At 54.0% G+C, this 18,943-nt stretch carries 15 protein-coding genes, 1 pseudogene and 2 riboswitches; of the genes and pseudogenes, 7 read left to right on the forward strand and 9 right to left on the reverse strand.

Annotation, left to right across the window (positions count from 1 at the left end; translation table 11 throughout):
• Positions 1–37: 37 nt before the first annotated feature.
• The 4 genes from mtnA to EDM54_RS03495 all read right to left on the reverse strand — a co-directional run bounded on the left by mtnA (position 38) and on the right by EDM54_RS03495 (position 4,456).
• Positions 38–1,081 (reverse strand): S-methyl-5-thioribose-1-phosphate isomerase, encoded by a 1,044-nt coding sequence (gene mtnA, locus EDM54_RS03480; protein ID WP_003391354.1) that lies wholly within the window; start codon positions 1,079–1,081, stop codon positions 38–40.
• The gene (gene mtnK, locus EDM54_RS03485) at positions 1,078–2,307 is read right to left on the reverse strand and encodes an S-methyl-5-thioribose kinase (RefSeq protein ID WP_031931602.1); all 1,230 of its coding nucleotides are present in this window, start codon (positions 2,305–2,307) and stop codon (positions 1,078–1,080) included. The genes mtnA and mtnK overlap by 4 nt, the downstream gene beginning before the upstream one ends.
• A gap of 197 nt (positions 2,308–2,504) precedes the next feature.
• A riboswitch (SAM riboswitch) is annotated at positions 2,505–2,652 on the reverse strand.
• 99 nt (positions 2,653–2,751) lie between these two features.
• Positions 2,752–3,960: an anti-sigma factor gene (locus tag EDM54_RS03490; protein WP_052259701.1), complete on the reverse strand. Its 1,209-nt coding sequence runs from the start codon at positions 3,958–3,960 to the stop codon at positions 2,752–2,754.
• On the reverse strand, positions 3,950–4,456 hold the full coding sequence (locus EDM54_RS03495) for an RNA polymerase sigma factor (RefSeq protein ID WP_003391347.1): 507 nt from the start codon (positions 4,454–4,456) through the stop codon (positions 3,950–3,952). Before EDM54_RS03495 ends, EDM54_RS03490 begins: the two co-directional genes overlap by 11 nt.
• 151 nt (positions 4,457–4,607) lie before the next feature.
• Positions 4,608–4,760, forward strand: a riboswitch (SAM riboswitch).
• Positions 4,761–4,838: 78 nt separating this feature from the next.
• Between EDM54_RS03495 and EDM54_RS03500 the strand changes: the two genes are divergently transcribed.
• The 4 genes from EDM54_RS03500 to mtnD are packed head-to-tail and all read left to right on the forward strand — an operon-like array spanning position 4,839 to position 7,907.
• Entirely contained in the window at positions 4,839–6,050 is a 1,212-nt protein-coding gene (locus EDM54_RS03500; RefSeq protein ID WP_003391345.1) for a 2,3-diketo-5-methylthiopentyl-1-phosphate enolase, read from the forward strand.
• A complete protein-coding gene (locus EDM54_RS03505) occupies positions 6,050–6,727 on the forward strand; it encodes a 2-hydroxy-3-keto-5-methylthiopentenyl-1-phosphate phosphatase (protein ID WP_003391343.1) in 678 nt (225 codons plus the stop codon). The genes EDM54_RS03500 and EDM54_RS03505 overlap by 1 nt, the downstream gene beginning before the upstream one ends.
• Positions 6,724–7,371 carry a methylthioribulose 1-phosphate dehydratase gene (locus tag EDM54_RS03510; protein ID WP_003391341.1) on the forward strand — a complete coding sequence of 216 codons (648 nt, stop codon included), beginning with the start codon at positions 6,724–6,726 and terminating at the stop codon, positions 7,369–7,371. Before EDM54_RS03505 ends, EDM54_RS03510 begins: the two co-directional genes overlap by 4 nt.
• Before the next feature lie 26 nt (positions 7,372–7,397).
• The gene (mtnD, locus tag EDM54_RS03515) at positions 7,398–7,907 is read left to right on the forward strand and encodes an acireductone dioxygenase (RefSeq protein ID WP_024985571.1); all 510 of its coding nucleotides are present in this window, start codon (positions 7,398–7,400) and stop codon (positions 7,905–7,907) included.
• 83 nt (positions 7,908–7,990) lie between these two features.
• Here mtnD and EDM54_RS03520 read toward each other — a convergent pair whose 3' ends face one another.
• The 3 genes from EDM54_RS03520 to EDM54_RS03530 are packed head-to-tail and all read right to left on the reverse strand — an operon-like array spanning position 7,991 to position 11,762.
• Entirely contained in the window at positions 7,991–9,109 is a 1,119-nt protein-coding gene (locus EDM54_RS03520; protein WP_003391334.1) for a Ger(x)C family spore germination protein, read from the reverse strand.
• Positions 9,106–10,206, reverse strand: a complete 1,101-nt coding sequence (locus EDM54_RS03525) for a GerAB/ArcD/ProY family transporter (RefSeq protein ID WP_003391332.1) — start codon at positions 10,204–10,206, stop codon at positions 9,106–9,108. Before EDM54_RS03525 ends, EDM54_RS03520 begins: the two co-directional genes overlap by 4 nt.
• Entirely contained in the window at positions 10,203–11,762 is a 1,560-nt protein-coding gene (locus tag EDM54_RS03530) for a spore germination protein (protein ID WP_081607824.1), read from the reverse strand. Before EDM54_RS03530 ends, EDM54_RS03525 begins: the two co-directional genes overlap by 4 nt.
• Positions 11,763–11,948: 186 nt before the next feature.
• Here EDM54_RS03530 and EDM54_RS26875 point away from each other — a divergent pair.
• The 3 genes and pseudogenes from EDM54_RS26875 (at position 11,949) to EDM54_RS03550 (ending at position 15,706) form a co-directional block, all read left to right on the forward strand.
• A pseudogene (locus EDM54_RS26875) lies at positions 11,949–13,037 on the forward strand (GerAB/ArcD/ProY family transporter).
• A complete protein-coding gene (locus EDM54_RS03545; protein WP_024985574.1) occupies positions 13,027–14,538 on the forward strand; it encodes a spore germination protein in 1,512 nt (503 codons plus the stop codon). Before EDM54_RS26875 ends, EDM54_RS03545 begins: the two are co-directional and overlap by 11 nt.
• Before the next feature lies 1 nt (position 14,539).
• On the forward strand, positions 14,540–15,706 hold the full coding sequence (locus EDM54_RS03550) for a Ger(x)C family spore germination protein (RefSeq protein WP_031931610.1): 1,167 nt from the start codon (positions 14,540–14,542) through the stop codon (positions 15,704–15,706).
• 183 nt (positions 15,707–15,889) lie between these two features.
• On the opposite strand, the gene EDM54_RS03555 is transcribed toward EDM54_RS03550, so the two are convergent.
• Positions 15,890–17,668 carry an acyl-CoA dehydrogenase FadE gene (locus EDM54_RS03555; protein WP_024985576.1) on the reverse strand — a complete coding sequence of 593 codons (1,779 nt, stop codon included), beginning with the start codon at positions 17,666–17,668 and terminating at the stop codon, positions 15,890–15,892.
• Between the two features lie 49 nt (positions 17,669–17,717).
• On the reverse strand, positions 17,718–18,896 hold the full coding sequence (locus tag EDM54_RS03560) for an acetyl-CoA C-acetyltransferase (protein WP_122957777.1): 1,179 nt from the start codon (positions 18,894–18,896) through the stop codon (positions 17,718–17,720).
• Between the last annotated feature and the right edge of the window lie 47 nt (positions 18,897–18,943).

The following is an 18,943-nucleotide window of genomic DNA, read 5'->3' on the forward strand; positions in this document are numbered from 1 at the left end:
AGAGCGCCCGAGGGCGCTTTTGTTATACAGCCACGATTTATTGCTTGGAATTGCGGATATCTTCCGGCTTGAAAATGCCGGTTTCGGTGACGATTGCCGTTATATATTCCGCTGGCGTTACGTCGAATGCCGGGTTGTAGACCTTGATGCCGTCCGGAGCCACCTGCTTGCCCAAGCCGTGCGTGATTTCCTCCGCCGGACGCTCCTCGATCGGAATGTCCGCTCCCGTCGGCGTTTCCAGATCGACAGACGACAGCGGTGCAGCCACGTAAAACGGGATGCCATGGGCTTTCGCCAGCACGGCAACGCCATACGTTCCGATTTTATTGGCGACGTCGCCGTTCGCCGCTACGCGGTCGGTTCCTACGATGACAGCCTGCACTTTTCCCTGCGCCATCACCATGGCCGCCATGTTGTCGCAGATCAGCGTGACGTCGATTCCCGCCTGCTGCAGCTCGTAGGCGGTCAGCCGCGCTCCCTGGAGCACCGGCCTCGTTTCGTCAGCGTATACCTTCAGGTTCCAGCCGCGTTCCTTGGCCAGATAGAGCGGAGCTGTCGCCGTCCCGTAAGCGGCGGTAGCCAGCGCCCCTGGATTGCAGTGGGTCAGGATGCCCATTCCATCCTGCAGCAAGGTGAGGAGGTGTTCGCCTATCGTCCGGCATACTTCGGCATCCTCGCGCTGTATCGCGAGAGCTTCGTCCAAAACCGCCGCTTTCAACGCGTCTACCGGTTTTTCTCCCTCCTGCTGGACGCGTGCTTTGACCCGATCGATCGCCCAGAACAGGTTCACCGCTGTAGGGCGTGCTGTCGCCAGGTAGTCAGCCTGCTCGAGCAATTGATTCCAGAGGGCTGACGAATCTGCCGCTTCGCTGTTCCGCACGCCGAGGTAAAGCCCGTATGCCGCAGCCATCCCGATCGCAGGGGCGCCGCGAACCTGCAGGTGGCGGATTGCCGCCCATACTTCCTCAGACGTATGGAGGGAAAGAAAGACTGTTTCTACCGGTAAACGCGTCTGGTCGAGCAGAAGAAGAGAGTCTCCTTCCCACTTTACAGGTGCGAATGCTTCATGAATTGTGGTCATACCGCTGCTGCCTCCTGATCAAATCTTGTTGTCGCATTGCGAACGATGTCTGTGATGTCGGTCGAATCTTCGATGCCGCCCCGCTTCAGGATCAGCTCCTGACCGATCAGCAGTGCCAGCCGTTCCGCTTCGGCACGGGTTTTTTCGTCGCTGATGCTGTTCAGATCGGCGACACCCGCCAGCCCGATCACGCGGCGAAGGATTTTACAGCCTGCAAACCCGGCCGTATCCTGGATCAATCGCTTCACGTAGCTCTGCCAGAGCCCTTCTACATGTGCGCTGCGCTCTTTCGCCTGCTTGTGCCATAGCTGGACGAACTGGGAGACGAACTCGTTCCAGACGTCTTCGACAGTTGTAAGCAGGTATTCGCGATAAGACTCCCGCTTTCCTCCATCCTTCTCCAGTCCGTGCTGGCCGGCATAATTCAGGAGCAGATTGGCGATTACCGCGCCGATGTCAAAGCCGATCGGGCCGTAGTAAGCGAATTCCGGGTCGATGACCTTGGTCGAGGTTTCGGTGACGAAAATGCTGCCTGTATGAAGGTCGCCATGCAGCAGCGCCTCTGCACGGGTGAGGAAATCGTACTTCAGCTTGGCGATTTCCAGCTTGAGCGGCTTGTTCTTCCAGATTTCCTCCACTTCCCGCCGAATCAGCGGGTTGAAGCTGTTGGTCGGCGCATTTTCGTAAGGATCGGTAAACACCAAGTCTTCCGTAATTTTGCACAATTCCGGATTCAAGAATGTTCCGACAAGCGCTTTTTTCTCGTAGGGATGCGCTCCCAGATCAGACGTGAAAAAGAGCGTGTGGGCCATGAAACGTCCGATTTGCTTCGCGAAATTTGGATAGCGTCGCCCCTCGATCAATCCTTTGCGCATCAGGATGTGATCGCTGAGATCCTCCATGACGGTCAAGGCAAGCTCCTGATCGTAGTGGTACACCTGCGGCACGAGGTCCGGAACGTATTTGTACTGGATGCGCAGCGCTTCACTCTCGATGCGGGCGCGATCAAGCGTCAGCGGCCACGACTCGCCTACGACGCGGGCATAAGGCAGAGCCTGCTTCACAATCACGCTTTTGCCGGTCGCTTCATCGCGGATGTGAAAGACAAGATTCAGGTTGCCGTCGCCTATCTCGCGGGAGGACAGGACAGCCCCTGCTTCAAACAGGCCGGGCAGCTCTTTTACATACTGTACTGCTTCTTGTTCACTCAAAGCACGATAAGCCATAACTTGTTTCTCCCCTCACGTGAATCGATTTGGATCTTTCCAGCGGCTTTCCCGGCCCATTCAGCAGGGGATAATTCCGCACGGTATGTTGCAGGCTGCGCCTCCGATCAAGCCGTTTTTGCAGCCAGACATGCAAAAAGACCTCTTTTCCCGAAGAAAAGAGGTCGTATACGTACGCGGCAGGGCGTGTCGTCTCCCCCTTATCTTCCAGAATACTTTTGCTTCTGCAGGAATTAGCACCGTGCACATCGCTTGTAATCGCGCCGTCAGTCTAGCTGACAGGCAAGCGCTGTGTCGGTTGCCGGGTATCATCGGGCCAGTCCCTCCACCTTCTCTGGATAAGGTATCCAACGTATGCTGTTTTGATTAGTTTGAATCATACACGCGGCTATGCACGCTGTCAACACTCTTTTTTGTTTTTTGCCAGTCGGCTGATCCTCGGCCTTACCAGCTGTTTTGCTGTCCGCTTGCACTCGGACGATTCCAGTTCCACCAGTCGATTTGTCCTAAGAATGCGGCGGTGATGGCAGCTTCCTGCTTCAGCTTGAGCAGTTCCTTGGTCGGACCGGTGACGACGATTCCGTACGTTTTGATACCGTTTTTCTCCAAATACCGATAGCGCTCGTCGATCTTCAATCCTGATCTGCTGTTGAACAGGCTTTGTCCGATCGATCTGCTCAGCCTCTCCTGCTCGGCGAGGTATTTCATCTCCTCCACGTACGCCCGGGTGCGGCGATCTGCTTCGCCATTTACCTGAATCGGTCCCGGTCCATAGTCCAGCCCATGTTCGGAAAAACCCCAGACGTCACCGGCCGAAAGCAGCAGCACGCCTTCTTTGGCATCCTCATGCAGCACCTCCTGTCCGGTATCCACGGCCAGCCAGGTAAGGTCCAAATTATACGGAGCCAGGAAAGCGTACATTTCCTCCAGGCTCATAAACCGGTCAAAGGAAATCGCCAGTTGCGATACCGTCCCCTCCGGCAGCATTTCAAGCGTCTTCCACGCGGGCTCTCGTCTGAAAGAGGTATCCTCCTGCAGCTTCGTCTGAAGCGGGAACAGGAAAAACAGATTTTTCTTCCGAACGCCGTCGTTCCATACCGGGCGGGAGGATACTTTGGTAAACACATTCGTAGTCTCGAAATACCCTGGCTGCTGACGGTCGCCCCCCACCTTTTCGCGCAGCTCCATTTGAATGCTGCCATAAAAAAGGCCAACCTGCGCGCCGCTGCTGCCTGCTACGATCCCCGGCTGAGTGAAATTCACCAAATCCTTGGAGACGCGAAACATATCTTCATACAGCGACCGGCCAATCCAATAGTTGACAAACAACAGGACAAAGCCGATCAGCAGCGAGATCCCCACCGTGTAGGCGGCGTTGGACAGCCTGCTCTTCCACTTTCCCCAGCGGATGATGGAGCGCTGCTTCTCCTCCGGCAAAAAATCCGCGGCTTTGTCTTCCGGTTCTGTCTGCATCAGCCCGCCTCCCAGCAAAAGCTCCTCCAGTCGCTCCGCATACTCCGGGTCGTCTGCGAGACGCTGCCTCAATCGCGCTGTCTCCTCAGCGCCAAGCTCCCCCCGCAGATAAGCGAGAAGGAGCTGATCGCGCTCCCGGCTTTTTTGCTTATGATCCTCCAGCTTGCCGTTATCCGCCATGTTGACCGTCCCCCCACCATTTTCGCATCTTCAATCGTCCCCGGTAGATCGACCGCTTCACATCGGCCACATCGATGCCGAGGACGTCGGCTATTTCCGCATAGCTGAGCTTTTCCGCATGAAGCAGCAGCACCTGTCGCTGTTTTTCCGGCAGCCCCCGGAGAACAGTCTGCACGAGGGCCGCCGTCTCCCTAGCCAGTGCCGCCGATTCCGGACTGACCGCCGCCTGATCCGCCTGCTCAGGCAAGGTGTCGATCAGTTGAACAGGCCTGCGCTTTTGCTTGCGGTGCCAGTCGATAAACGCGTGGTACGCTACCTTGAACAGCCAAGGACGCACTTTTTCTCCCCGATAGGTATCCAGGTGCTGAAAGGCACGGAAAAAGGTCTCCTGCGTCAGATCCTCCGCCCAGCCTGCATCGCCGGTGAGCTTGCGGAGGTAGCGGTATATGTCATTGACGTGCAGGCGGTACACATCCTCCACTCCTGCCTTTCCCATTCCTTCACACCCTTTCACCTGATACCACGCCTTTTTTTAGAAAAAGTTCCACCTGCAGCAAAATTTTTAATGCTCAAAACAAGGGTTGACTCCCGAAAAGGAACAGCATATCATGGGGTTATCGCAAGTCAAATGCATACTGTACATGAAACTCTTATCGCGAGCTGGCTGAGGGACTGGCCCTATGATGCCCGGCAACCGGCGCTTACCCTGCAAGGGGGGCGAAACGGTGCTAATTCCAACGGTGAGAGTCGAAGCCGCTGACGAAAGTCTGCCACTTCGACCCTGAACCGAGAGATGAGAGGAGACGAAAACGTTATCGGACGAAAGCGCCTCCCCTCTCGAAGGGGAGGTTTTTTTGCGAGAAAAGGAGGTTTCCTCATTGAGCGAACAACGCATCCTCGTCACCTATTTGACTCAGGCAAAGGACTTGCAAAAAAAGGCGGAAGCGATCGCCGTCGGGATGACTGTCGGCAGTTGGACCGATCTGCCCGCAGCCAAGCAGGCAGATTTGAAGCCCTATTTGGGTGAAGCTGTCGGCGCCCAGGTGCTCGATACCCTGGAAAACGGCGAAAGCCGCGGATTGATTACGATCAGCTACCCGGTTCGCAACTTTACCGCTGACATTCCGTCCTTGTTGACAGGCGTCTTTGGGAAACTGTCCATGGACGGAAAAATCAAGCTGATTGACATACAGTTTCCGGAAGCGTTTTTGGCCGCTTTTCCCGGCCCGAAATACGGCATCTCAGGCATCAGAGATCGGCTCGGAGCGCATAATCGCCCACTCTTGATGAGCATTTTCAAATCCTGCCTCGGCCTGCCGTTTGACGATCTGAAAACCCAGTTTCGGGCACAGGCTCTGGGCGGCGTTGACCTAGTAAAAGATGACGAAATTTTCTTTGCCGATGACCGTGCTCCCTTTCTGGAACGAATCCGGGCGTTTAAACAGATTGCCCGGGAAACAGAAGCGGAAACAGGGAAACCGGTTCTGTATGCGGCCAATCTGACCGGGCCGGTCACCGACTTGACCGAACGTGCCAAGAGAGCTGTGGAAGCCGGCGCAGACTGCCTGCTGTTTAACGTGCTTGCCTTTGGCTACGATGCCCTGCACCGACTGGCTGCAGACCCGGATGTTCAGGTGCCGATTATGGCCCACCCGGCGCTCGCCGGAGCCTACTATCCGTCGCCCGACTACGGTATTGGGACACCGCTGCTCCTGGGCAAGCTGATGCGCTTGGCTGGCGCAGACCTGGTGCTCTTCCCATCGCCGTACGGAAATGTGGCGTTGAACAAAGAAGAAGCGCTCAAGCTGGCGGAGCATTTGACCGAACCGACCGGAACTTTGCGCAAATCATTTCCGGTACCGTCTGCGGGCATCCATCCCGGCCTTGTCCCGCAATTGTACGAGGATTTTGGCCTGGACCAGGTGGTCAATGCCGGTGGGGGCATTCACGGCCATCCAGGTGGTGCGACGGCAGGCGCCCGAGCGTTTGTCGCAGCGATCAACGCAGTCGTGGCAGGACAAACGCTGGAGGACGCTTCCTCCGAATCTGCTGAACTGTCACAGGCTTTGCAGAAATGGGGAACAAAATGATGACCAAGCCACTCGTGCTGTTTTGCGATTTTGACGGAACAATTACGGAAAAAGACAATATTGTCGCGATTATGCGACGTTTTGCTCCGCCTGAGCGGGAAGAGTTGATCGAGCAGATTCTCACCCAAAAGGTGTCGATCCGCGAAGGTGTCGGCGCGTTGTTCAAGCTGATCCCATCCGAGAAAAAGCAGGAGATCATAGACTACATCGTCAAAGAGGCGACGATTCGCCCCGGATTTGCCGAATTCGTCCGCTTCTGCCGGGAGGAAGGCATCGAGCTGTTGATCACCAGCGGCGGCATTGACTTTTTTGTCGAGCCGATCCTTGCCCCGTTTGCACTCGATGTGCCGATCTATTGCAACGGCAGCGACTTCAGCGGACCGCGCATCACGATTACCTGGCCGCATGCGTGCGACGAGCATTGCGACAACAACTGCGGCATGTGCAAAACAGCCATTATCCGCCGCTACGATCCAGAGCGCTACTACCGCGTCGTCATCGGCGATTCGATCACCGATCTGGCCGGAGCCAAAATCGCCGACTTTGTCATTGCCCGTTCGCTCCTGGCTCAAAAAAGCGAGGAGCTGGGGCTGCCCTTCAAGTCGTTTGCGACGTTCCACGACGTCATCGCTATCTTGCAGGAGCTGAAACGCAGGCAGGAGGTACCATCATCATGACGATTACACTTGAACAGCGCTTGGACGCTTTTCGCCGCCTGGACGAAGCCAAGCTGACCTTTGCCCGCCGGGACTGGTTTCCCGGCACCAGCGGCAACCTTTCGATCAAATTGAGCGACGAACCCTTGCAATTTGCCGTGACTGCCAGCGGCAAGGACAAGACAAAGCTCTCGCCCGAGGACTATCTGGTCGTAGACGGCAACTCTCAGCCGGTAGAACCTACAGCACTCAAGCCGTCAGCAGAGACGCTGGTCCACGCTGTCGTCTACCGCGTCATTCCTACGGCAAAAGCATGCTTCCATGTCCACACTGTCTGGAACAACCTCATCTCTGAGCTGTACTTCGGCCAGCGAGCCTTTTCCATACAAGGACAGGAATTGATCAAGGGGCTCGGCATCTGGGAAGAAAACGCCCGCATCACCGTCCCGATTGTCGAGAATTTTGCCGATATTCCGACGCTCGCTTCCGCCATCGAAAAAGTCATTACGCCCGAGGTTCCCGGCGTGCTGATCCGCAACCACGGCATTTACGCCTGGGGCGACAGCGACTTTGCGGCGAAGAGGCACCTGGAAGCATTTGAATTTCTGTTTGAATACCACGCGCGCTGGCTGCAGCTTCGCCAAGCCGCTGTGGCTGCTCCATAAACAACCACCCCAAGGAGGCCTGTAACATGGCAAAAGTACGCTTTCACGACAACAACGAGTATTTGACCGGCGAGAGTGTCATCTCGTTTTTGGACACGCAGGGAATCATTTACGAGCACTGGGGCGTTGACCGTCTCGACGAACAGCTCAAGAGCAACTACAGCCCGACCGATGAAGAAAAGCAGCAGATCCTCGACGCTTTTAAACCGGAAATCGATGCGATCAGCGAGCGCCGCGGCTATTTGACCGCTGACATCATTGTCCTGTCCGACAAGACGCCGAATCTGGATGAATTGCTGGTCAAATTCAAGAACGAGCATCACCACACAGATGACGAATGCCGTTTTTGCGTAGACGGCCACGGCATTTTTGCCATCAAAGGAAAAGACGACCGCTACTTCGATGTGGAAATGGAGCCGGGCGACCTCATCTCCGTTCCTCCGAACTATCGCCACTACTTTACATTGATGGACGACCGCAAGATCAAGGCGATCCGCCTGTTCGTCACTCCTGCAGGCTGGGAAGCGATTTATTAATTTACGGATAACAGAAAGAGCCCTCTCTTGAGCTTGGCGGATTGGCCGCATCCGGCATTTCCGCCTGGCTCAAGAGAGTTTTTTTATTCCGTAATGCCAATTCCTTTGATAGAGATAACAGGCTTGACCCGCACCTCTGCTTTGGCAAATGCCGCCGGCCAATCATCCTGAACCTTTTTCCATTCCTTGTACTGGTACGCCCGGGCGTACACCCCGAAGCCGACAGGATCTACCTTTTGTTTTTGAAATTGTTTGATCAGGTCGGCGTACTTTTGGGCCAACTGCTTCTCAATCAACTGTTCCAGTTTCTTGTATTGCTTTGCCGGTTCAACCGGGAACATTTGCTCCGCCAGGGAGATTTCCATTTGCAATTCTACATCAAATCGAAAACGGTTGTCGCGGTATCCGGTTTTTACTGTTCTGGTTACATCCTTCACAAAGAAGGAGACCCGCGGCTTGATTACTTTCTGCTGATCTGATTGCCCTGGCAACGGCACTGTCAGCGTCATTTCTCCCTGCAATTTGTGGATGAGAATCTGAAGCAGAATGGTATCTTTGGGAAGGAGCAGCGTGACGTATTTCCCTTGGTGGTCCAACAGAGCCGTACCCATGACCTCTACAACGCTATTTCGCTCTTTGAACTCCGTTATAGAGGGCGTCATTCCCTTCTCAGCCATCATGCGGTGAAACTCCTGCGTCGTTGTCTTGACCGTCAAATTCCGGCGGTTGGCCGTATCGAGCAATTGGGTTAAATGAAGTGGCAGCCGCGGTTTATCCGCAGGATTCAAATGAAAGACGGAATGCACGGGACCATCTACTACCACGACGCGAGAGTTAACCGTCATTCGCCCGTCCCTGTAGAGAGTGTCGAGCAGCGAAAACCAGTCGGGATGCTGCAACAGCCGCTTGCCCAGAACGATGAGCTGGATTTTTCCTCCTACCGTCAGGGCCGTCACGAGCGCATCAAACCTTTTGGTCGACTGGCGGATACTATCGGCTCTTACTCCGTACTCCTCTACCTTCTTTTTCGCGTCTTTGCTGAATACAGGACTTGATACGTAGAACAAGAGCTCATTTTTTTCGCTCAGGTCTATCCCCGCCATGAGCGCCAAGGTGACATCCTCCAGATTTCGCAAATCAGCGCACCCCGGCAGTATGGCCAACAGCATTGTCAGGATCAGGAAGTGCAATCGCCGGATCATGGCATCCTCCTCTGCCGGTATTTGTGAAACAGGCGCTCATACCCCCACAAGAAAAAGGGAACAGCATATCCGAAAATCATCCCTGCTTTGCTCCATGTTTCCCCCAGCTTTCGAATATCGAAAAAGGAAGGGGTGTAAAACATTGTCACTGCTACGAGCAAAGCCATAAAGCCAAGCAGGTATTTTTTCTCATTGGACTTTTTGAACAACCGGCCTGCTCCAAAAACCGTAAAGTACATGTACGGCATCCAGGTTGTCGAAATGATAAACAGATAGAAAGCAAGAAACAGGATGTCGATCCTTTCCAGAAACCGGTATTCTACCCCTTTCCACATGCTTAAAACAGGCCAGATAAACTTTGTGATTTGATCCGGGCTGAAGATGACATAAGCAATCAGGGTGACGAACAGAAACAGAAGCATCGATAGCGTATTGGCAATGACAATTCCAACAGCGGCAAACTGTTTCTTTTGCAGATGCGGGTACAGAAAAAAGGCCAGCTCAAAGCCTAAAAAGGAGAGAATCGTGGTTGGCACAGCCTTCAGAACAGGTCCCCAGCCCTCCTTCAAAACGGGCAGAAGATACAGATACTGAGGCTCCTTCAGAGAAACGATCAAAGCGATCGGCACCCATAGGCTTAAGTAAAAAATCAATTCCGCATACCGCGCCAACGTCTTTACTCCTTTGCCGACCAAAAACAGAACAGGAATCAAAAGCAAAATCATGATCTGATAAAAAGGAGTGAGCGGCAGGAGCCAAACCTTCAAGATGCCGCCCGTATTGGCCAACACAGTAGTGGCAGCGTATGCGCAATAGAGCACAATCACCGCGATCAGGCACTTCCCCAGCCATTTTCCAAAGAATAGTGGCATCAGGTCAATGATGGTGCATTCCGGATACCTCTTCATCGTGTTGACAATGATCAAGCTGGCCATAATCGCGGCAAGCCATCCGAGAATAATCCCGATCCATCCATCCGTACCGGCAATTTCCGCTACATCGCGAGGGATGGTCAAAATGCCGATTCCTACCTGGGCTCCATGGATAAAAAAAATGTATTGGAGGACAGTAATCTGTCGGGTCGCGTATGGGTTCACTGTCCTTCCTCCCCCGAGCCGGATGTACCCTGCCTTTTGGTCTGGACCGCTCTGGCGCTGACCGGCCGCTTGTCCATATCCCACAAGGGGATCCGGAGAATCAGGTCCTTCCAATCGGCAAATCTCGCAGGCGCCAGCGGAGCCCCATAGGGGACGCCAAGGCTTTCCAGCGCAATCATATGCCCGATCAATCCCATCAAGCCGATGACAATCCCCACGATGCCGAACATGGCCGACAGCCCCATCATCAAAAAGCGAACCAGGCGGACGGCGGAAGCCATATCGTAATTGGGGATGATAAACGAGGCAATCGCCGTGAACGCGACGACGATTACCATGATGTTGCTGACAATCCCCGCTTGTACGGCGGCTTGGCCGATCACGATCCCCCCGACAATGCCGACGGTTTGCCCGATCGGGGCAGGCAGGCGTATCCCCGCCTCCCTGAGCATTTCCAGCGTAATCTCCATCAGCATCGCCTCCAAAAGCGGCGGAAATGGGACGCGTTCCCTCGACTCCCCGACAGAAAGCAGCAAATCCAACGGGATGATTTCATAATTGAAGGAAACAACCGCGATGTACAAGGCTGGCAAAAAGGTGGCAACCAAAAAGGCCATGAACCGGAGTGTCCGGATAAAGGTAGCGACAGGCCAGCGCAAATTATAGTCGTCCACGTTTTGGAAATAGGTAACGAAGCCGGCAGGTCCAATCAATACTTTGGGCGTCCGGTCCACGACGACCGCAACTCTCCCTTGCAGGATATGGGAGGCAGCCGTATCCGGCCGCTCGGTCGTGATCAGTTGAGGAAACGGAGAGTACCTGCTGTCTTCGATGATTTCCCGCAGTTCCCCTGTGTTTAGGATCGTGTCGATATTGACTTGTTGAAGCCGGTCTACCATCTCTTTGACTACTTCCGGCTTTGCCACGTCAGCCAGGTATAGAACGGAGGCTTTGCTGATCCCTCTACTCCCGAGGGTATACTCCTGAATTTTCAACTCGCGGTTGGGAATATACCGGCGAATCATCGCTATATTTTGTATGCTCGTTTCCACAAAGCCTTGGTGGGCACCCAGGAGCGATGCTTCGGACTGGGGGTCTTCAATAGCCCGCTGCGGCCAGCCGCGCGCTTCGATCACGAAAACCTTGCTTTGCCCCTCAAGGAACAACAAGCTGTTCCCCAACAGAATCGAGGATTCGACGTCATTCCAGTCTGTGATGAAATCCATGTTCCCCACTGTAAGGACATTGAAAATACTGCTTTCTCTCGACCGCCGCTTGTCCAGAAACGGCCGGATGACGTTGTTGTTAATCGCGTTTCTATCCACCAATCCGCTCAGATAAACCAGTATGGCCCGCTCTCTCGTCACAGGATTGTCCATATGGCGAATGATCAAATCTGGTGTTAAGGGAAATCTCTTACGAAGTTCTAGCATATTATCCGACAGACTCGTACTTATGGGCTTTGCTGAAGGTGAGCCAGGTTGTCTAACCTGAGCATCCCCGGCCTGTTGTAAAAACGATTTCTTGCCACGCAGCCAGTCTCGCAGATTTCTCATGAGATCCTACCCTTGAGCAAAAATGTATTCTTTCGTATAGAGTGAGGAAACTGCTGTAAAAATATGCACGTCCTGACAGCGCCCAACCTTCGCCCCCACATGGACGGAACTTTCGGGGGTGCCGTATACTCCCCCATCAATTGCTCATACTTTAGGAGAGATCAGGAAAAGTCTGGCGGGAAACCTATGAAAAATGGCATTTCGTTTATTCAGTTGATCTTTATTCTCATGCTCTCCAACGGATTGATGAACCACGTGATTGTCATTCCGATACTTCTGGATGCAGCGAGACGAGATGCCTGGATCTCTGTTATCACTGTAGTTCCGCTGTACCTCCTATTGATTTGGATGATTTCCTACGTTTATCGGAAAACCGGGAACGAGCCTTTGCTCGTATGGATGAAAAGGAAGTACGGAACCGGTGTCACACGGTTTCTCTCTCTTTTGTTGGCCTTGTATGTGGTGGGACTGGCCGTAATCACGATAAAAGACACGATTACCTGGGTGAACCTTACGTTCGCTCCACAAGCCCCTATGTTTATTCATGCGCTTTTTTTTGCTCTTGTCTGTCTCATCAACTCTCTCTTTGGCATACGCTCGATCTCGATGGTATCTGTCTTTCTGCTGCCGATCGTCGTTCTTCTGGGTTTTTTCGTGATGAGCACCAACCTGCAGTACAAAGATTATTCTTATCTGTTCCCCGTACTGGAGTATGGGTGGGAGCCCGTCTTGAGGGGAATGGTGTACGCTGGTGCGGGATTTTCGGAATTATTCCTGCTCTTGCTGATCAAGCATCACGTCGGGGTAAAGGTGCCGTTCTGGAGGCTGGCCATCCTTGGCCTCATCATGGTATAGCTTACAATCGGGCCGCTTACCGGTGCCATTACCGAATTTGGACCTGCAGAAGCGGCGAAGCTGCGTTATCCCGCTTTTGAGGAATGGCGGCTGGTGAAAATCGGCCTGTATATCGAGCACGTCGATTTTCTCAGTATCTATCAATGGTTTAGCGGAGCTTTCATCCGCGTATCTCTCGCCTTTTATTTGCTCGTCGAGATATTCAATTTTCCGGACGGCCGCAAGCGGGTTTGGGTCCTCGTTTTCGCCTGTCTGGTGAGCATGTGTTTGGCATTGTGGCCCTATGACGATATCGGGTTCTATTTGTCACTGACCAGATTTTTGCTGCCCGGCCTGCTCATTGCCGCCTTGCTCCTGACTTTGACACTTACGTTACTGGCGTTACTCTCCAGCAAGAAGGAGGATCTCCATGAACAATAAGACGCGAGAGCACCCTTCCGATCAAGTGAATTCCCCGGGTGAGATTCCCCATCTGGACAGCCTCCGTCCTGAAGCGATCCGCCAGCTTTTTTCAGGCTGCCACGATGTCTCTGTGGAACACTACGGCATGCTCCCTCATTTGCAAGACGTCACTGTATATCTGATCTATGCGGAAGGCCTTTGTGACAAGCATATCCTCATGGAGTACATCCTCCCGGAAATGAGTGAACTATTTCGCTCCGGAGAGATCACCGAAGAGCAAGATTTGCAGCAGAAACGCCCCTTTTTTCTAAGGAAGTTGACTCAGGCCAATGCAGACGAGATCGTAAACCATGTGTTCGAGGGAAAATTGCTGATCTTGTTCAACGAGTGGGGAGCACTGTACAGCATAGATGCGGATAATCGTCCGCAGCGCTCCCCCGAAGAACCGAATACGGAAGTTTCCATTCGCGGACCTCGCGACGGCTTTACCGAAGATATCACGACGAATGTCGCGCTGATCCGCAAGAGGCTGAAAACTCCGCTCTTGCATTACGAGTCGTACATTCTGGGAAGCCAGACACGGACGAAGGTCGGATTGTTGTACCTTCACCACACGATTGACCAAAAGCTTGTCGATGAAATCCGGCTCAAGCTCTCCTCGATCAAAAGCAATGGGATCGTAACAAGCACCCAACTGGAAGAGCTTTTGCTGGATACCCCGTTTACGATTCTGCCGTTGTATGAGCATACGGGAAGACCCGATTTCGTGGTAAACAGCCTGTTGACCGGGCGCTTTGCCATCTTGGTTGACGGTTCTCCGACCGCATTGGTCGCACCGGCCAACTTTACGTATTTGATCAACACGTCGGAGGATGCCAACACCTCGATCTACATGGTCGTGTTTGTCCGCATCATTCGCCTGTGCAGTGTGTTCGCGGCCTTGTTTTTGCCCGGATTTTGGGTGGCATTGGTAACATACCATCAGGACCAGCTACCTTACACCATGATCGCCACCATGGTGATTTCCCGTCAAGGAGTGCCGCTTCCGGCCGCCTTGGAAGCATTGTTCATGCTTCTGCTTTTTGAGTTGTTTCGCGAAGCGGGTTTGCGTATGCCGATGGCCATCGGACAAACACTCTCTGTCGTCGGCGGACTGATCGTCGGACAGGCAGCCATTTCTGCCGGTTTGACTGCTCCCGGCAGCCTGGTCATTATCGCCATTTCCATTATGGCTACCTTTACCATGGTGAATCAGAGTGTAGTCGGGACCCTCAGTCTCCTCCGCATTGCCGTTCTTATCATTTGTTCGGTCTTCGGGATATTCGGATTCATGATGGCGCTGATTGGCGTACTCCTCTTCTTTGCCAACTCCCGTTCCTTTGGCGTCTACTACCTGACACCGCTCTCTCCCCCTGTCCTGCGAGACATGGCCAAGGTCCTGATTCGCATGCCATGGCGGTTATGGGAAGGAAAAGCAAGCATTTTGAAACGCTCTTCGCGCAAGGAGAACGATTCTTAGGATGGAACGAACAAAGCGGATGATAGCCGTCGTGTTGGCTGCTTCGATCCTGCTGGGCGGCTGCTGGAACGCCCGGGATATCGAACAGCTTATTTACATCGATGCGATTGGAGTCGATTACGTCAATCACAAGGTAGTCGTCTATCTGCAAATTCTCGGCTTTTCCAACATCGCCAAAAAAGAAAGCAATACACAATTGACGAGAGAACCAGTCTCCGTTGCAAAAGGCGAAGGCGACACCTACGTTTCAGCCATCTATCAGATTTATACGACCACTCAGCAGCGGCTCATATGGAGCCACGTGCACTCCATTGTTTTCACTGAACGGGCCTTGAAGCACGGAAAGTTTGATCAGGTCATGGATGCGCTAGACAGGTACCAAGAATTTCGTTATTCCGTATGGTCCTTTGCCACGAAAGAATCGCTTGAGGACGTCTTCAACGCCAGGCCGATACTGGGAATATCCGTCCTTTACTCCCAACTGGCCGACCCCAAAGACATTTACGGCCAATTTTCGTACATTCGGCCCCTATTATTGTTTCGAGTCATTTCCGAGAGAAACGAGCCGAATGGAGTAGTCCGCCTTCCCTTCCTGTCAGTGGAAAAAAAACCGTGGACCGAAAACAAAAAGCCACTTCCGCAGTTGAAGATTAACGGAATCTGCTTCCTGCAAAACAAAGAGCTGAAGGGGTGCTTGCCCCACGAGCAGGTCGCAGGCGTACGGTGGCTGGAGAAAGAGACGCGGCGGACTCTTCTTAAGTCGGGAAAAAAATCGGCTCTGCTGGTGATGGAGTCCCCACGCCCCAAAATAATACCGGGATTGGAAAAAGGCCGTCCCATCTTTCGCATATCCATCAAGACAACGGGCTACGTGACTCAATTGTTTCAGCCAACCCGTATAGCGCTCTTGGAAAAGGATGCAGCCAGACAGATTGAAGCCGAGGTCCGCTCGCTCTATGACCGCGGGCTGAAGCTGGGAATCGATACGCTTGAATTGGGACATTCCTTTTATCGAAAATTTCCCCGCGAGTGGCATCACTTGAATCAGGAGGGCGTGCTTCCTTTGACACCAGACTCTTTGAAATCGATTGAGGTCGAGGTCAAAATAACCGATGGAGGCATTTCGAAAGTGCGTCAGCGGAAAACAGGCGCGGATGACAGGAGATGAAAGGGCTGAGCCGCCGATGGAGCGGCTCGCTTCGGACAGCGGATATATACGCAGAAAAAGTAGCCGGAACATAACAAAGCAGATCACCAGGCCAGGCAGCCTTTCGTGATCTGCTTCTGTTTTGCCAATAGTCGACGTGGTCAGCGCCGCATGTTGTTACATTGAAATGGCCTTCCCCCGACTCTACAGCACATATCCGCCGGCTTCGATGACACGATCAGCGATGACACGCTTCATCTGAACCGTGTTGATCGGAGTGCGGCGCGTCAGCTTTTTCAAAATCGAGAGGCGGATTCTGAGATCGTCGCCTTCCTCCATCGCAGCCAGCGCTTCCTTCGCCCATGCTTCAACCTTGTCAAACGCATCGCTCACGTAAACGGTCGTCAGATCCAGCTTTTGCTGCTCCTTCTCAACGCCGTTTTTGGCAATGGCTTTCTCTGTCCGCTTGACGACGCTGTCCATCGCGTACAGCTCGATCAGCATGTCTGCCGCGAGAGCGAGCAGCTCCTGCTCTTTCGCAATCGCCTGTTGATACTTCATCAAGGCGGAACCGGCCACCATCAGGATGATTTTGCGGGTCATATCGATCAGGTGCTTCTCCTGAGCCAGCGGTGCGTCTTCGATCTCCTCCGGATAGTAGCTCATCAACTCTTCCTGCAGGTTGGCTGCCGCTTGCAGCAGAGGCAACTCTCCTTTCATCGCTTTCTTGACGAGCATGTCAGGGATCAGCATGCGGTTGATTTCGTTTGTCCCTTCAAAGATCCGGTTGATCCGGGAGTCGCGGTACATGTTCTCGATCTCGTACTCCGACATAAAGCCGTAGCCCCCGTGGATTTGCACACCTTCATCCACGCAGTAGTCGAGTACCTCTGTAGCAAACACCTTGTTGATTGAGCATTCGATTGCGTATTCGGCGATTGCCTTCGCCACCTCGCGCCCGTCATCTTGCTTGTCGCCGAGGCTGGAGAGAGCGGTGTCGAACAAGCCGACGGTCCGGTACACGGAGCTTTCCGATGCGTATGTTTTCAGCGCCATGTTGGCCAGCTTGTTTTTGATCAGCGTAAAGTTGGCAATCGGCGTCTTGAACTGCTTCCGCTCTTTTGCGTAGTTGGTCGCCAGCTCCAGCGCCCGTTTCGCGGAGCCGACCGCTCCTACGGCCAGCTTGTAGCGGCCTACGTTGAGGATGTTGAAGGCGATGACATGGCCTCTGCCCGGCTCGCCCAGCAGGTTTTCCACCGGTACCGGAACATCCTCCAGAATGACAGTGCGAGTAGAGGAACCCTTGATGCCCATCTTCTTTTCCTCCGGTCCAAATGACACTCCGGGGAATTCGCGCTCCACGATAAAAGCGGTAAAGTGCTCGCCATCGATTTTTGCGTACACGATAAAGACATCGGCAAAGCCTGCGTTGGTGATCCATTGCTTCTCGCCGTTCAGAATATAATGCTTGCCGTCCTCGGACAGTTTGGCCGTCGTCTTTGCACCCAGCGCATCTGAACCGGAGCCTGGCTCGGTCAAGCAATACGCAGCCAGACGTTTGCCGGAGGCGAGATCGGGCAGGTAGCGGCGCTTTTGATCGTCATTGCCGAAGTAGACGATCGGCAGGGAACCAATGCCCACATGGGCTCCGTAGCTGAGCGCAAAGCCGCGTGCCAGCGAAAACTTCTCTGTCACCAAAGCCGTGCTCACTTTGTCCAGACCCAGGCCGTCGTATTTTTCCGGCACGTCGCCGCCCAGCAGGCCCAGCTCGCCGGCTTCCTTCAGCAGGCGGACCGAGATGTCGAAGTTATGGTTTTCGATCTCTTCCAAATGGGGGCGAACTTCACCGACGACGAACTCTTCTGTCGTTTTGGCGATCATTTTTTGTTCTTCCGTGTATTCCTCAGGAACAAACATCGAGTCGGCGCTGCCTGCGTCAATCAGAAAGCTGCCGCCGCGGATCAATTCTTTGGTATCAGCCATTGCCATTCTCTCCTTTAGCTTTTCGATTGAATAACGTCAATGCGCTTGCCTACACCATTTCAAATACGCCTGCGGCTCCCATTCCGCCGCCGATGCACATCGTCACGACGCCGTATTTGCCGTCGCGCCGTTTCAGTTCGTTCAGGAGGGAGACGGTCAGCTTGGCGCCTGTGCAGCCGAGCGGATGGCCCAGCGCGATCGCTCCGCCGTTTACATTCACCTTTTCCTCGTCAAGGCCAAGCTCTCGGATAACTGCCAGCGACTGGGAGGCGAACGCTTCGTTCAGCTCAAACAGGTCTACATCGGCAATGCTCAGTCCCGCCATTTTCAGCGCCTTCGGAATGGCCACCACCGGTCCGATCCCCATCACGTCCGGATCGACACCGCCGACCGTAAACGATCTGAACTTGGCGATCGGCTGGACACCCAGCTCTGCCGCCTTTTCTGCCGACATGACCAGAACGGCCGCGGCGCCATCGCTCGTCTGCGAAGAGTTGCCTGCCGTGACGCTGCCTTTGACGTGGAAGACCGGCTTCAATTTGGCCAGCGCTTCCAGCGAAGTGTCTGCCCGGACTCCTTCGTCCGTATCAAAAACGCGCTCTTGCACGTGCAGCTTGTGATTTTCATCGAGATAATGCGACTTGACAGTGATCGGGACGATTTCTCCGCTGAATTTGCCTGCTGCCAGTGCGGCTGCCGCACGCTGGTGACTCCTCAGCGCGAAAGCATCCTGGTCCTCGCGGCTGATCCGGTAGCGCTTCGCCACCTCTTCGGCCGTATGCCCCATGCCCATGTACGCCTCCGGCATGGTCTCGACCAGCGTCGGGTTCAAGGCTACCTTGTGACCGGTCATCGGCAGCAGGCTCATGCTTTCTACACCGCCAGCGACGATTACGTCAGCCCCGCCCACCATGATCTGATGGGCCGCATAGGCGATCGTCTGCAGACCGGATGAACAGAAACGGTTGACCGTAATGCCGGATACGTTCGTCGGAAGCCCTGCCCGCAAACCGATCAGACGGGCCATGTTCATTCCTTGTTCCGCTTCTGGAACAGCGTTGCCGATAATGATGTCCTCGATGTCAGCCGGATTCAGCTGCGGCACCCGGCCGAGCAGATTGCTGACGACTGCAGCGCCCATATCAACGGGATGAACGTCCTTCAGGCTGCCCCGCTTGGCTCTGCCAACAGCAGTGCGGGCACCTGCGACGATTACTGCTTCCTTCATGGCTCTTCCCCTCTTTCTGGCGATCTTCCTGGGATCTTCCCCTTTTG

The organism is Brevibacillus borstelensis (assembly GCF_003710865.1).
GTDB classification, from domain to species: Bacteria; Bacillota; Bacilli; order Brevibacillales; family Brevibacillaceae; genus Brevibacillus; species Brevibacillus borstelensis.

What these genes read in the sequence shown, in the direction of transcription:
- EDM54_RS03550 (WP_031931610.1), top strand. Translation starts at nt 14,540, where the DNA reads ATGGAACGAACAAAGCGGATGATAGCCGTCGTGTTGGCTGCTTCGATC.
- EDM54_RS03560 (WP_122957777.1), bottom strand. Translation starts at nt 18,896, where the DNA reads ATGAAGGAAGCAGTAATCGTCGCAGGTGCCCGCACTGCTGTTGGCAGA.
- EDM54_RS03490 (WP_052259701.1), bottom strand. Translation starts at nt 3,960, where the DNA reads ATGGCGGATAACGGCAAGCTGGAGGATCATAAGCAAAAAAGCCGGGAG.
- EDM54_RS03510 (WP_003391341.1), top strand. Translation starts at nt 6,724, where the DNA reads ATGACGATTACACTTGAACAGCGCTTGGACGCTTTTCGCCGCCTGGAC.
- mtnK (WP_031931602.1), bottom strand. Translation starts at nt 2,307, where the DNA reads ATGGCTTATCGTGCTTTGAGTGAACAAGAAGCAGTACAGTATGTAAAA.
- mtnD (WP_024985571.1), top strand. Translation starts at nt 7,398, where the DNA reads ATGGCAAAAGTACGCTTTCACGACAACAACGAGTATTTGACCGGCGAG.
- mtnA (WP_003391354.1), bottom strand. Translation starts at nt 1,081, where the DNA reads ATGACCACAATTCATGAAGCATTCGCACCTGTAAAGTGGGAAGGAGAC.
- EDM54_RS03520 (WP_003391334.1), bottom strand. Translation starts at nt 9,109, where the DNA reads ATGATCCGGCGATTGCACTTCCTGATCCTGACAATGCTGTTGGCCATA.
- EDM54_RS03555 (WP_024985576.1), bottom strand. Translation starts at nt 17,668, where the DNA reads ATGGCTGATACCAAAGAATTGATCCGCGGCGGCAGCTTTCTGATTGAC.
- EDM54_RS03545 (WP_024985574.1), top strand. Translation starts at nt 13,027, where the DNA reads ATGAACAATAAGACGCGAGAGCACCCTTCCGATCAAGTGAATTCCCCG.
- EDM54_RS03505 (WP_003391343.1), top strand. Translation starts at nt 6,050, where the DNA reads ATGACCAAGCCACTCGTGCTGTTTTGCGATTTTGACGGAACAATTACG.
- EDM54_RS03495 (WP_003391347.1), bottom strand. Translation starts at nt 4,456, where the DNA reads ATGGGAAAGGCAGGAGTGGAGGATGTGTACCGCCTGCACGTCAATGAC.
- EDM54_RS03530 (WP_081607824.1), bottom strand. Translation starts at nt 11,762, where the DNA reads ATGAGAAATCTGCGAGACTGGCTGCGTGGCAAGAAATCGTTTTTACAA.